Annotated in this window: 7 protein-coding genes; all 7 read left to right on the forward strand. The window is 73.5% G+C overall.

Going from position 1 to position 13323, the window contains the following annotated elements; all coding sequences use genetic code 11:
- Positions 1–112: 112 nt before the first annotated feature.
- The 7 genes from CFP65_RS36330 to CFP65_RS36360 all read left to right on the forward strand — a co-directional run bounded on the left by CFP65_RS36330 (position 113) and on the right by CFP65_RS36360 (position 13251).
- Positions 113–2947 (forward strand): glycoside hydrolase family 3 protein, encoded by a 2835-nt coding sequence (locus CFP65_RS36330; RefSeq protein WP_254552750.1) that lies wholly within the window; start codon positions 113–115, stop codon positions 2945–2947.
- 138 nt (positions 2948–3085) lie between these two features.
- Positions 3086–4147 (forward strand): acetylxylan esterase, encoded by a 1062-nt coding sequence (locus tag CFP65_RS36335; protein ID WP_104820170.1) that lies wholly within the window; start codon positions 3086–3088, stop codon positions 4145–4147.
- Positions 4144–5550 (forward strand): GH1 family beta-glucosidase, encoded by a 1407-nt coding sequence (locus tag CFP65_RS36340; RefSeq protein WP_174805601.1) that lies wholly within the window; start codon positions 4144–4146, stop codon positions 5548–5550. Before CFP65_RS36335 ends, CFP65_RS36340 begins: the two co-directional genes overlap by 4 nt.
- Positions 5547–7829, forward strand: a complete 2283-nt coding sequence (yicI, locus tag CFP65_RS36345; protein WP_104820171.1) for an alpha-xylosidase — start codon at positions 5547–5549, stop codon at positions 7827–7829. Before CFP65_RS36340 ends, yicI begins: the two co-directional genes overlap by 4 nt.
- Positions 7830–7964: 135 nt before the next feature.
- Complete coding sequence (locus tag CFP65_RS36350; RefSeq protein WP_168219651.1) at positions 7965–9530, forward strand: alpha-L-arabinofuranosidase B; 1566 nt, start codon at positions 7965–7967, stop codon at positions 9528–9530.
- A gap of 159 nt (positions 9531–9689) precedes the next feature.
- On the forward strand, positions 9690–11672 hold the full coding sequence (locus CFP65_RS36355; RefSeq protein WP_104820172.1) for a TIM-barrel domain-containing protein: 1983 nt from the start codon (positions 9690–9692) through the stop codon (positions 11670–11672).
- Between the two features lie 187 nt (positions 11673–11859).
- Positions 11860–13251, forward strand: coding sequence for a jacalin-like lectin (locus CFP65_RS36360; protein ID WP_158702552.1), 1392 nt, complete (start codon positions 11860–11862; stop codon positions 13249–13251).
- Positions 13252–13323: the final 72 nt, after the last annotated feature.

Raw genomic sequence — 13323 nt, forward strand, 5'->3', positions numbered from 1 at the left:
AATCCTTCTCTCCCTTGGGGGTTGACGCCCCCGTCGGAGCGTGCCAGCGTCGAAGGGCTTCGACGTGCGACCACCGAGCCGAGCCGCCCTAGGGGTATTCAAGTTGAGTTCTGTGCCCAGGTCCGACGCTGTCCTGCCCGAGTTCCGCAATCCCGCGCTGCCGCTGCGCAAGCGCATCGACGACCTGCTCGAGCGGCTGACGCCCGAGGAGCGGCTCGCGATGCTGCACCAGTACGCGCCCGCTGTCCCGCGCCTGGGAGTCGCCGCGTTCCGTACCGGCAGCGAGGCGCTGCACGGGGTGTCCTGGCTGGGTGAGGCGACGGTCTTCCCGCAGGCCGTCGGCCTCGGCGCCAGCTGGGACGAGAGCCTGGTGCGCGAGGTCGCGGCGGCGGTCTCGACCGAGCTGCGGGCCTTCCACCTCCACCGTCCGCCCGCGATCGGCGCCGCCGAGCGCGGCGCCACCTCGCTCCAGGCGTGGGCCCCCGTGCTCAACCTGCTGCGCGACCCGCGCTGGGGCCGCAACGAGGAGGGCTACTCGGAGGACCCGGTGCACACCGCCCGGATCGGCGAGGCGTACTGCCGGGGCCTGGCCGGCGACCACCCGGTCTACCTGCGCACCGCGCCGGTGCTCAAGCACTTCCTCGCCTACAACAACGAGGACGACCGCTGCACCACCTCCTCCGGGCTGCGCCCGCGGGTGCTCCAGGAGTACGACCTGGCCGCCTTCCGCCCGGTGGTCGCCGCCGGCGCGGCGACGGGCGCGATGGCCGCCTACAACCTGGTCAACGGCCGCCCCTGCCACGTCAGTCCGCTGATCGAGACGGAGCTGCGCCGCTGGGCCGCGCCCACCGGGCACGAGCTGTTCGTGGTCAGCGACGCCGAGGCCCCCTCCAACCTGGTCGACCCGGAGCACTACTTCGACGACCACGCCGAATCCCACGCGGCGGCGCTCAAGGCCGGCATCGACAGCTTCACCGACCACGGGGAGGACAGCGAGACCGTGGTCGGCCGGCTGCGCGAGGCCCTGGAGCGCGGCCTGATGGCGCAGCAGGACGTGGACCGCGCCGTCCGGCGGCAGCTCGAACTGCGCTTCCGCCTGGGCGAGTTCGACCCCGAGTTGGACCCGTACGCGGGCATCGGCCCCGAGGTGGTCGACTGCGCCGAGCACCGCGCGCTGGCCCGGAGGGCGGTGGCGGAGTCGACGGTACTGCTGAAGAACGAGGGCCTGCTGCCGCTGGATCCGGCCCGGCCGCCCCGGATCGCCGTGATCGGCCCGCTCGCCGACAGCGTGTTCGAGGACTGGTACAGCGGCACCCTGCCGTACCGGATCGGCCTCGCGGGCGCCCTGGCCGCCGCCGGCGTCGAGGTGACCCGGGTGGACGGCTCGGACCGGATCGCGCTGCGCTCGCGCACCACGGGTGAACTGCTCGGCAAGACCGCCTTCGACCTGACCGACTGGGGTGGCGGCGCCGTCACCCTGCGCGCCGCCGACACCGGCCGCTACCTCGGCCTGCAGGAGGACGGCGGGCTGGCCGCCGACCGGAGCGTGATCAAGAGCTGGTTCGTCACGGAGACCTTCCGGCTGGAGGCGGTGGGCCCGGACGAGGTGGTGCTGCGCAGCGTTTTCACCGGTCGGTACGCCGGGGTCGATCCGACGGACGGTCGTGTGAGCGTTCACATTGAAACGGCGGCCGAGGCCGAGCGGTGGCAGCGCGAGCTGGTGCGCGACGGCCTGGCCGAGGCCCGGGCCGCCGCCGAGGCGGCGGAGGTGGCGGTGGTGATGCTCGGCAACCATCCGATGATCAACGGCCGGGAGACCGAGGACCGCGCGGACATCGCCCTGCCCGAGGGGCAGGAGGCGCTGCTGCGCGCGGTGGCCGCCGCGCGGCCCGAGACGGCGCTGGTCGTGACGAGCAGCTACCCCTACGCCCTCGACTGGGCCGACGAGCACCTGCCCGCCGTGGTGTGGACCTCCCACGGCGGGCAGGAGGGCGGCCACGCGCTGGCCGATGTGCTGCTCGGTGCGGCCGAGCCGGCCGGCCGCCTGCCGCAGACCTGGTACCGGGGCGAGGACCCGCTGCCGCACCCGCTCGACTACGACGTGATCAAGGCGGGCTGGACCTACCAGTACCACCGCACCCCCGCCCGCTACGCGTTCGGCCACGGGCTCTCCTACACCGAGTTCGCCTACCGCGACCTGCGCCTGTCGCAGCCGTCGATCGATCAGGCCGGCGCGGTCGAGGCCGTCGTGACCCTGGAGAACACCGGCGAGCGGCCCGGCAGCGAGGTGGTCCAGGTCTACCTCCGGGCCCCGGAAGCCCGTTACGCGGCCCCCCGGCTCAGCCTGGCCGAGTTCCGCAAGCTACGGCTGGAGCCGGGGGAGAGCCGCGAGCTGACCTTCCGGCTGACGGCCGGGCAGCTCGCCCACTGGGACGTGGCCACCGGCGCCTTCACCGTCGATCCGGGCCGCTACGAGGTGATCGTCGCCCGCAGTGCCGACCACCACGAGCTGACCGCGCCGCTCACCGTGACCGGCGCCGCCCCCGCGCCCCGGGCGGGCGTCGGACGCTGTCTCCTGGCCGTGGACTTCGACGACTACGAGGAGGCCGTCATCGTCGACGCCACCCGCGCCGACGGCGACGCCGTCACGCCCGCCGACCCGGCCCGGCCGGCGACGCTCCTCTTCCGCGAGGTCGACCTCTCCGGGGCCGCCCGGGTGGAGGTCGAGACCGCCCGCGAGGGCGTCGGCCCGGGCGGAGCGCGGCTCGAACTCCGTTCGGGGGGAAGGCTGCTGGCCGCGATCGAGGTGCCGGTGACCGGCCACCGCTACGCCTGGACCACCACCGGCGCCAAGCTCGCCGCCCCCCTGGACGGCGTGCACGACCTGAGCCTGGCCCTGCACGGCGACTTCCGGCTGGCCGCCTTCCGCTTCGGCGCGGCCGGCTGAGACCCACCGCCCCACAGACCGGCGGCCCGCCCAAGGGGGGAGCGGGCCGCCTCCCCGCCCCCGGCCCGCGAGCCGGGCGCCCCCGCCTACCGCTGCATCCGTCCCGACCCCGTCACCCGCCGCCCGGAGGCGGCTCCCATGTCACTGCCCACGCCCCACCACCGCACCTCGTCCTCGCCACACCCGGAGGAGTCCGCCGTGCCGCCCACCGACCTCGGACTCGACGCACTCGCCGACCACAAGCCCGAGCCGGCCGCCCCGCAGGACTTCGACGCGTTCTGGCAGCGCACCCTCGCCGAGGCCCGCTCGCACGGCGGAGCGGTGAAGGTCGAACGGGTCACCGAGCGGTACGGCCTGCGTACCGTCGAGGTGGAGGACGTGCGCTTCCCCGGCTGGAACGGCGAGCCGGTGGCCGCCTGGCTGCTGCGCCCGCGCGGCGCCGAGGGGCCGCTGCGCGGCGTTGAGGGGCCGTTGCCGGTCGTCGTCACCTACCTCGGCTACAGCGGAGGCCGCGGGCTGCCCACCGAGCACCTGTTCTGGTCCGCCGCCGGCTATGCCCAACTCGTGGTGGACAGCCGGGGCCAGGGACACGACACCCCGGACCGGACCGTGGGAGACGGCACGCAGTGGGCCGAGGGCTTCATGACCCGCGGCATCGACTCGCCGGAGCACCACTACTACCGGCGGCTGATGACCGACTGCGTGCGCGCCGTGGACGCCGTCGGCCGGCTCCCCGGGCTGGACAGCGGCAAGGTGGTGGTGACCGGTGTCAGCCAGGGCGGCGGCCTGGCCCTCGCCGTCGCCGGACTCACCGGAGACGGGGTGGCCGCGGTGCTGCCGGACGTCCCGTTCCTCTGCCACTACCGCCAAGGCGCCCAGCTGTCCCTGGAAGGGCCGTACCAGGAGATCGTGAAGTACCTGCGCTGGCACAGCCGGCACCGGGTGGCGGAGACCTTCGCCACCCTGGGGTACTTCGACGGCGTCCACTTCGCCCGGCGGGCCACCGCACCCGCCCTGTTCAGCGTCGGCGGGATGGACCCGGTCTGCCCGCCCCCGACGGTGTACGCGGCGTTCAACCACTACCGGGGTGCGGACCGCACCATGACGGTCTGGCCGTTCGCCGACCACGCCGGCGGCTGCGGATCGAACCCGCCCGTCCAGCTGGCCTGGCTGCGCGAGCGCGGGCTGGGCCCGGCGTGAACGCTCCCGCTCAGCTGGTCCGGTGCCTGCCCGCCGGGTTCCGGTTCGGCGCCGCCACCGCCGCGTACCAGATCGAGGGCGCCCACCGCGAGGACGGCCGGGGCCCGTCCGTCTGGGACACCTTCAGCCACACCCCGGGCCGCACCCTCGACGGCGCCACCGGCGACACCGCCTGCGACCACTACCACCGCTACCCCGAGGACGTGGCCCTGCTGCGCGGGCTCGGGGTGGACGGCTACCGGTTCTCGATCTCCTGGCCGCGCCTGCTGCCGCAGGGCACCGGGCCGGTCAACGCCAAGGGGCTGGACTTCTACGACCGGCTGATCGACGAGCTGCTGGCCGCCGGCGTCGCGCCCGCCGTGACGCTGTACCACTGGGACCTGCCGCAGGCCCTCGAAGACCGGGGCGGCTGGCGGGTGCGCGCCACCGCCGAGGCGTTCGCGGCGTTCGCGGCGCTGGCCGCCGAGCGGTACGGGGACCGGGTCGAGCGGTGGATCACCCTCAACGAGCCGTACTGCTCCGCCTTCGTCGGCTACGCCGAGGGACGACACGCACCCGGGGCCCGGGAGGGCCGGGGCGCGCTGGCGGCGGCCCACCACCTGCTGGTCGGGCACGGCCTGGCGGTGCGCGAGCTCCGGGCGGCGGGGGCCCGGGAGATCGGCATCACCCTCAACCTCGACCGGGTGCACGCCGCCTCCACGCTCCCCGAGGACCTCGCCGCCCGGCGCCGCGCCAAGGTGCTGCACAACGAGGTCTGGACCGAGCCGCTGTTCGCCGGGCGCTACCCGCCCCAGGAGCGGCAGACCTGGGGCGGCCTGGCCGGGGGCCCCTGGCGCCGGCCGGGTGACCTGGAGCTGATCGGCGCGCCGCTGGACTTCCTCGGCGTCAACTTCTACCGCCCGATCACCGTGGCCGCTGCCCCGCACCGCGAGGCCGACCCCGAGCGGCGCACCGCCGTGGACATCGGCGTCACCGAGCTCGACCCGTACGGCACCCGGCACACCACCATGGGCTGGCCCGTGGTGCCGGCCGCCTTCACCGAGCTGCTCCGCGAGCTGCACCGGCGCCACCCGCGCCTGCCGCCGATCTGGATCACCGAGAACGGCACCGCCGAGGCCGACACCGTCGGCGCCGACGGCCTGGTGCACGACGCGCAGCGGATCGACTACCTCGCCGAGCACCTGGCCGCCGTGGCCGAGGCCGTCGCGGCGGGGGTGGACGTGCGCGGCTACTACCTCTGGTCGCTGCTCGACAACTTCGAGTGGGCCCGGGGCTACGCCCAGCGCTTCGGCCTGGTCCACGTCGACTTCGACACCCTCACCCGCACGCCCAAGGACAGCTACCACTGGTACCGGGCCCTGATCGCCGCGCACCGCGCGCGGACGGAGGAAGCAGCACGATGAAGTTCACCGACGGCTACTGGCTGATGCGCCCGGGCGTCACCGCGCGCTACGCCGCCGAGGTCGCCGATCTGCGCGCCGGTGCGGACCGGATGACCCTCTACGCGCCCGTCAAGCCGGTGCGCGGTCGCGGTGACACGCTCAACAGCCCGCTGCTGACCGTCGAATGCTGGTCGCCGGCCGAGGGCGTGATCGGGGTGCGCACCACCCACCACGCCGGATCGGTGCGGCGCGGCCCCGATTTCGCTCTGCCCGGGGCGGTGGCGGACGCCGGCAAGGTGCGCCGGGACGGCACGGTGGCGGAGCTCTCCTCGGGCGAGCTGACGCTGCGGGTGGACACCGCGCAGCCGTGGCGGCTGGAGTTCGGCGCGGGCGGGCGGGTGCTGACCTCGGCGGGCGAGCGCGGCACCGGCTTCGTCACCGACGCCGAGGGACGCCACCACGTGCTGGCCCAACTCGCGCTCGGCGTCGGCGAATCGGTGTACGGGCTGGGCGAGCGGTTCACCCCGTTCGTGCGCAACGGCCAGGTGGTGGACATCTGGCAGGCGGACGGCGGCACCAGCAGCGAGCAGGCGTACAAGAACGTCCCGTTCCACCTGACCAACCGGGGCTACGGCGTCTTCGTCAACCACCCGGGAAGGGTCTCCTACGAGGTCGGCTCCGAGGCGGTGGGCCAGGTGCAGTTCAGCGTCGAGGACCAGACGCTGGAGTACTTCGTGGTCTACGGCCCGACCCCCAAGCAGGTGCTGGAGCGCTACACCGCGCTGACCGGCCGCCCGGCGCTGCCGCCGGCCTGGGCGCTCGGCCTCTGGCTGACCACCTCGTTCACCACCGAGTACGACGAGGCGACGGTGATGCGCTTCGTCGGCGGCATGGCCGCCCGGGGCATCCCGCTGAGCGTCTTCCACTTCGACTGCTTCTGGATGCGCGAGTACCAGTGGAGCGACTTCGAGTGGGACCCGGAGACCTTCCCGGACCCGGCCGGGATACTGGCCCGGCTGCGGCAGCAGGGCCTGCGGATCTGCCTGTGGATCAACCCGTACATCGCGCAGAAGTCGGCGCTGTTCGAGGAGGGCATGCGCGCGGGGTACCTGGTGCGCCGGGCGGACGGCACGGTCTGGCAGTGGGACCTGTGGCAGCCGGGCATGGCCCTGGTGGACTTCACCAACCCGGCCGCGCGGGAGTGGTACACCGGCAGGCTGCGGCAGCTGCTCGGGCAGGGGGTGGACTGCTTCAAGACCGACTTCGGCGAGCGGATCCCCACCGACGTGGTCTGGCACGACGGCTCCGACCCCGAGCGGATGCACAACTACTACACCCAGCTCTACAACCGCGCCGTGTTCGAGCTGCTGCGCGAGGTGCGCGGGGAGGGGGAGGCGATGCTGTTCGCCCGCTCCGCCACGGCGGGCGGGCAGCAGTACCCGGTGCACTGGGGCGGGGACTGCGAATCGCACTTCAACGCGATGGCGGAGTCGCTGCGCGGCGGGCTCTCGCTCGGGCTCTCCGGCTTCGGCTTCTGGAGCCACGACATCGGCGGCTTCGAGGGCACCCCCACCCCGACCGTCTTCAAGCGCTGGACGCAGTTCGGCCTGCTCTCCTCGCACAGCCGCCTGCACGGCAGCAAGTCCTACCGGGTGCCGTGGGACTTCGGCGAGGAGGCCGTGGCGGTCACCCGCGAGTTCACCCTGCTCAAGCACCGCCTCGCGCCCTACCTCCAGCGCGCGGCCCAGCAGGCGCACACCACCGGCGTGCCGGTGATGCGCGCGATGGTCCTCGAGTACCCCGACGATCCGGCGGCGGCCACGCTCGACCGGCAGTACCTGCTCGGCGACGACCTGCTGGTGGCCCCGGTCTTCACCGAGGACGGCACGGTCGACTACTACGTGCCCGAGGGGACGTGGACCAACCTGCTGACCGGTGCTCAGGTGACCGGCCCGCGCTGGGTGCGCGAGCAGCACGGCTTCCACACCCTGCCGCTGCTCGCCCGCCCCGACTCGGTGATCCCGCTCGGGGCGGACGACCAGCACCCGGTCTCCGCCTGGGCGGACGGGGTCGAGCTGCGGGTGCACGCCTTCGCCGACGGCGCCGAGCGCACCGTGCTGATCCCGCGCTCGGACGGCCCCGGAGAGAGCGCCCGCTTCCGGCTGCGCCGCACCGGCGACCGCCTGCACGTCAGCACCGACAGCCCGCACGCCTGGCAGCTGCGCACCGGCGGCCCGGACGGCCCCGTGCACCTGGGCCCGCCCGGGACGTTCGAGGCCGAACTCCCCTTCCCGGTCTGAAGCGGCAGTCGATGCCGGGCCGTCCGCCCCTGCGCGATGTCTTGACGGTGCCCTGGTCGCTTCCCATAGTGATGCCAGCCTGTTAGCGCTAACAATCTGGCGCCTTCCTTCTTCCACCCATGAAGGGGTCCGTCCATGACCACACGATCGTGGCTGCGCCGCGTCCGGCGGGCGGTGCCGGCGGCGCTGTCGACCGCCCTGCTCGTCGCCGGCCTGCTCACCGGCGCGGCCGGCGCCGTCGAGGCCGCCCCTCCGGTGACCGCCGGTCAGGGCCCGTGCGACATCTACGCCGCGGGCGGCACGCCGTGCGTCGCGGCGCACAGCACCACCCGCGCACTCCTCGCCTCCTACAGCGGCCCGCTGTACCAGGTGCAGCGGGCCTCGGACGGTACGGTGCAGGACATCGGGGTGCTGTCCGCCGGGGGAGTCTCCGACGCCGCGGCGCAGGACTCCTTCTGCGCGGGCACCACCTGCACCATCACCCGCGTCTACGACCAGACCGGCGGCGGCAACACCCTGGTCTACCAGGGGCCCGGCGGGACCGGGGGCGCCGACACGGCCGCCACCGCGAACACGGAGCCCCTGATCGTGGCCGGCCACAAGGCCTACGCGCTCTACATCAACCCCGGCAACAGCTACTTCGCCTACAACTCCGCCGGGGGAGTGCCGACCGGCAGCGCGCCCGAGGGCGAGTACATGGTCACCAGCGGCACCCACGTCAACAAGGGCTGCTGCTTCGACTACGGCAACACGGAGACCGACCACAAGGCCGACGGCAACGGCGCCATGGACGCGATCAACTTCGGCACGGAGTGCTGGTTCGGCGGCTGCACCGGAACCGCGCCGTGGGTGCAGGCGGACCTGGAGAACGGCCTGTTCTCCGGCGGCAGCAAGGCGTGGAACCCCGGCCAGGTCTCGCTGCCGAGCCGCTTCGTCACCGCGATGCTCAAGAACGACGGCACCACCCGGATGGCGCTCAAGGGCGCCGACGCCCAGTCCGGGAGCCTGACCCAGCTCTACGGCGGCGCGCTGCCCGGCGGTTGGAGCCCGATGCACAAGCAGGGTGCCGTCATCCTCGGCAGCGGCGGCGACTGCTGCCAGACCAACCACAACGCGAGCGCGGGCACGTTCTACGAGGGCGCGATGGTCAAGGGCTACCCCTCGGACGCCACCGACGCCGCGGTCCAGGCCGACATCACCGCGGCCGGCTACCGCACCGCCACCCCCTTCACCCCCGGCGCGAAGGTCTCGCTGCAGGCCACCACCGCCTGCTGCACCGGCGACTACCTGCAGCACGACTCGGGTGACGACAAGGTGGTGACCGCGCCGGTGACCGCCGCCGGTTCCGCCGCCGCCAAGGGCGCCGCGACCTGGACCGTCCGGGCCGGCCTGGCGAACAGCTCCTGCGTCTCCTTCGAATCGGCCGACACGCCCGGCAGCTACCTCAGGCACTACGCCTTCCAGCTCCACCTCCAGCCCAACGCAGGCACCGGCCAGTTCGCCGCCGACGCGACCTTCTGCGTCCAGCCCGGGAACAGCGGCACGGGCTACTCCCTCCAGTCCTTCAACTACCCGGCCAAGTACGTCCGCCACTACGGCTTCGTCGGCTACCTGGCGAGCAACGGCGGCACCAACGTCTGGGACAACGCGTCGTCCTGGGCCCAGGACAGCAGCTGGCTGGCCGCCCAGCCCTGGGGTTGAGCCACCACCGGGGCAGGCACCACGGCGCACACCGGCCCGCCGCCGCTGCACCGGCGGTGGCGGACCCGGCTCCGAGCACGGGGCGGCCCGGAGCCGCGCGACACCCTCCGACCGCCCCCGGCCCCCAACCTCCAGCCTCCAGAGCAGAGGAGTCGAGCCTTGTCGTACAGCATCCGCGCGGGCGCCGTGGAACGGCACACCGCCGCAGAGGTCCTCCGGGTCGAACCCTGGGGGCCGGACGCCGTCCGGGTGCGGGCCTCGTCCGGGGCCATCGACCCGGCCGCCCCCGGAGCGCTGATTCCACCTCCGTCCGGCCCGCCGTCCGAAGCGTCCGTCTCCCAGGACGGCAGTGCCCGCCTGGTCAACGGCTGCATCGCCGTCGAGGCCTCGGCGGACGGCCGGCTGAGGTTCTGCCACGCCGTCTCGGGCCGCGAGCTGCTCGCCGAGCGCAGCCCGCACGCGCACCACACCGGCCCCCGCGTCCACGCGACGGCCGGCCGGACGGCCCAGTCCTTCGAGGCGTACGAGGGCGAACGGCTGCACGGCCTGGGGCAGCACCTGCACGGGCGCCTGGACCAGAAGGGCTGTGTGATCGACCTCGTCCAGGCCAACACCGTGGCGGCCGTCCCCTTCCTGCACTCCTCACGCGGTTACGGACTCCTGTGGAACAACCCCGCCACCGGCCGCGTCGAGCTGGGCGCCGACACCACCCGGTGGACCGCCGACGCCGGTGGGCGCATCGACTACTGGATCACCGCCGGTGACACCCCGGCCCGGATCCTCGACTCCTACACCCGGGCCACCGGCCGTCCGCCGCTCCTGCCCGAATGGGCGTCCGGCTTCTGGCAGTCGAAGCTGCGCTACCGCACCCAGGACGAACTCCTCACCGTGGCACGGCAGTACAAGGAGCGGGGCCTGCCGCTCTCCGTCATCGTCTGCGACTTCTTCCACTGGCCGAGGATGGGGGACTGGCGGTTCGAGCAGAGCGAGTGGCCCGACCCCACGGCCATGGTCAAGGAGCTGTCGGCCCTCGGGGTGAAGCTCGCCGTCTCGGTGTGGCCCACCGTCGAGCCCGGCAGTGACGCCTTCGACGGGCTGCGCTCGGCCGGGCACCTCGTACGGGACTCGGCCGGCGGTCTGCTCACCCACCCGTGGCCGTCGCGGTACGGCGGGGAGGCCCTGATCCGTCCGATGGCCCACTACGACGCCACCCACCCCGGAGCACGCGCGGCGCTGTGGCGGCGGCTGGACGAGAACTACCGTTCGCTGGGGGTGGCGTGCTTCTGGCTGGACGCCTGCGAGCCGGACCTGCCCCCCGGCCTCGCCGAGCGGGCCGTCTACGCGGCCGGGCCGGCCGCCGAGGTCGCGAACCTCTACCCGCTGGAGCACACCCGCGCGGTGGCCGAGGGCCTGCGCGCGGCGGGCGAGGAACGGCCGCTCTCGCTGGTCCGCTCCGCCTGGGCGGGCAGCCAGGCGCACGGGGCACTGCTCTGGTCGGGCGACATCCCCACCACCTTCGACTCGCTCGGCCGCCAGATCCGGGCCGGCCTCAACGTCGCGATGAGCGGCATCCCCTGGTGGAACACCGACATCGGGGGCTTCTCCGGCGGCGACCCGGACGACCCGGGGTACCGCGAGTTGCTGGTCCGCTGGTTCCAGTACGGCACCTTCTGCCCGGTGATGCGGCTGCACGGCGACCGCGCGCCCAACTACCCGACGTTCTCCACCGACATGACCGGCGGGCCGAACGAGGTCTGGTCGTACGGGGAGCAGGCGTACGGCATCCTCCGCGACCACCTGCTGCTGCGCGAGCGCCTGCGCCCCTACCTGCGGACGCTCTCCGAGGACGCCCACCGCACCGGGGCCCCGCCGATGCGCCCGCTGTTCTTCGCGTTCCCCGAGGACGAGCGGGCCTGGGCAGTGGACGACCAGTTCCTGCTCGGCCCCGACCTCCTGGTGGCACCCGTGTACCAGGCCGGCGTCCGGGCCCGCCGGGTGTACCTGCCGGTCGGTGCCCGCTGGGTCGACCCGGTCACGGGAAGCGCACGGGAGGGTGGCACGACGGTCGACGCCGAGGCTCCGCTGGAGCGCATCCCGGTCTTCGTGCGGCACGGGGCCGAGGTCGCAGCGGTGTTCGGCTGACGGGCGGTCCGGACAGTCGAACAGTCAGTTAACGCTAACAAAAGCTTTGGGCACGAGGTGGCATGGCTCGATAAACCTGCAGGTCAGGGCAGTTTCCCCTGCTCTCTGCCGGTGTTGACGATCCCATTGATCGCTCATACGCTCCGGGACACCGGATCACCGTGGTCGTACTCCGATCGGAGCACCGATGCCCAAGCCCCGCCTCCGCCAACTCCTCGTCCGCTCCCTCCTCGTGGGCGCACTCGGCACCACCGCCGCACTGGGCTCCACCACGGCGCAGGCCGCCACTCCGGCGGTGGCCAGCCCGGCCGCTGCCGCGCAGGCCACCGCCGGGGGCGGGTCGTTCTCCGTGCTGACGTACAACGTCGCCGGGCTGCCGCAGGTGCTCTCCAGCGCCTCGACCGACCGGCAGAGCAGCACCACCGCGATCGGCAGCCGGGTGGCGCCGTACGACGTGGTGAACGTCCAGGAGGACTTCAACTACCACGCCGCGCTCTACGCCACCGACACCCACCCGTACCGCACCGCCACCAGCGGCGGAGCCGGCATCGGCAGCGGCCTCAACACGATGTCCCGATTCGCCTACGACGGCGACGACTTCGAGCGCGTCCACTGGCACGACTGCCAGCTGGACTCCGGCGACTGCCTCACGCCCAAGGGCTTCACCTTCATGCGGACGAGGCTGGCCGAGGGCGTGTACGTGGACTTCTACAACCTGCACGCCAACGCGGGCACCGAGCCCGGCGACGAGGCCGCCCGCGCCGCCAACCTGGCGCAGCTCACCGGCTACATCCAGACCCACTCGGCGGGGAACGCCGTCGTGGTGATGGGCGACACCAACACCCGCTACACCCGGGCCGACGACACCATCGCCGCCTTCGCCGCCGACAACCGACTGACCGACGCCTGGGTGCAGTTGGAGCGCGGCGGGGTGCCGCCCGTCAAGGGCTCCGACCCGCTGCTGTGCGACCAGAACGCGCCCACCGACACCTGCGAGATCGTCGACAAGGTGCTGTACCGCAGCAGCGCACTGGTCACGCTCGGCGCGACCTCGTACGCCGACAAGCACGTCGACTTCCTGGACGGCGCGGGCAAGATGCTCTCCGACCACGACCCGGTCGCCGTCGGCTTCACCTGGAGCCAGAACCCGGCGTACCAGGCGAGCGAGCAATTCGGCGGCCCGCACGGCGACTTCTACAACGACATCGACCGCGTCCCGGCAGGCGCCCAGGCCGCCGTGGTCAGCCTGCGGTCCGGCTCCCGGGTCGACCAGGTCGGGCTCACCCTCGCCGACGGCACCTCGCTCACCCACGGCGGCACCGGCGGCACCGCCGCGTCGCTCACCCTGGGCGGCGGTGAGTACGTCAACTCCGCCACGCTGTGCGAGGGTTCGTACAGCGGGCACACCCGGATCTTCTACGCCTCGTTCGGCACCAACCTGGGCCGGTCGCTGGCCGGCGGCACCACCACCGCCGACTGTGTGACTCGCACCGCGCCGGCCGGCTGGCAGTTCGCCGGCTTCCAGGGCCGCTCGGGCGACGAGGTCGACAAGCTCGGCTTCCTCCTCACCCGCCGCTGACCACCCCGCACCTCCCCGGCCCGGGCCGCCACCCGGGCCGGGGAACCCGCACGTCCGCAGACCACCACCGCA

The sequence above is a fragment of the Kitasatospora sp. MMS16-BH015 genome, assembly GCF_002943525.1.
Classification (GTDB): domain Bacteria; phylum Actinomycetota; class Actinomycetes; order Streptomycetales; family Streptomycetaceae; genus Kitasatospora.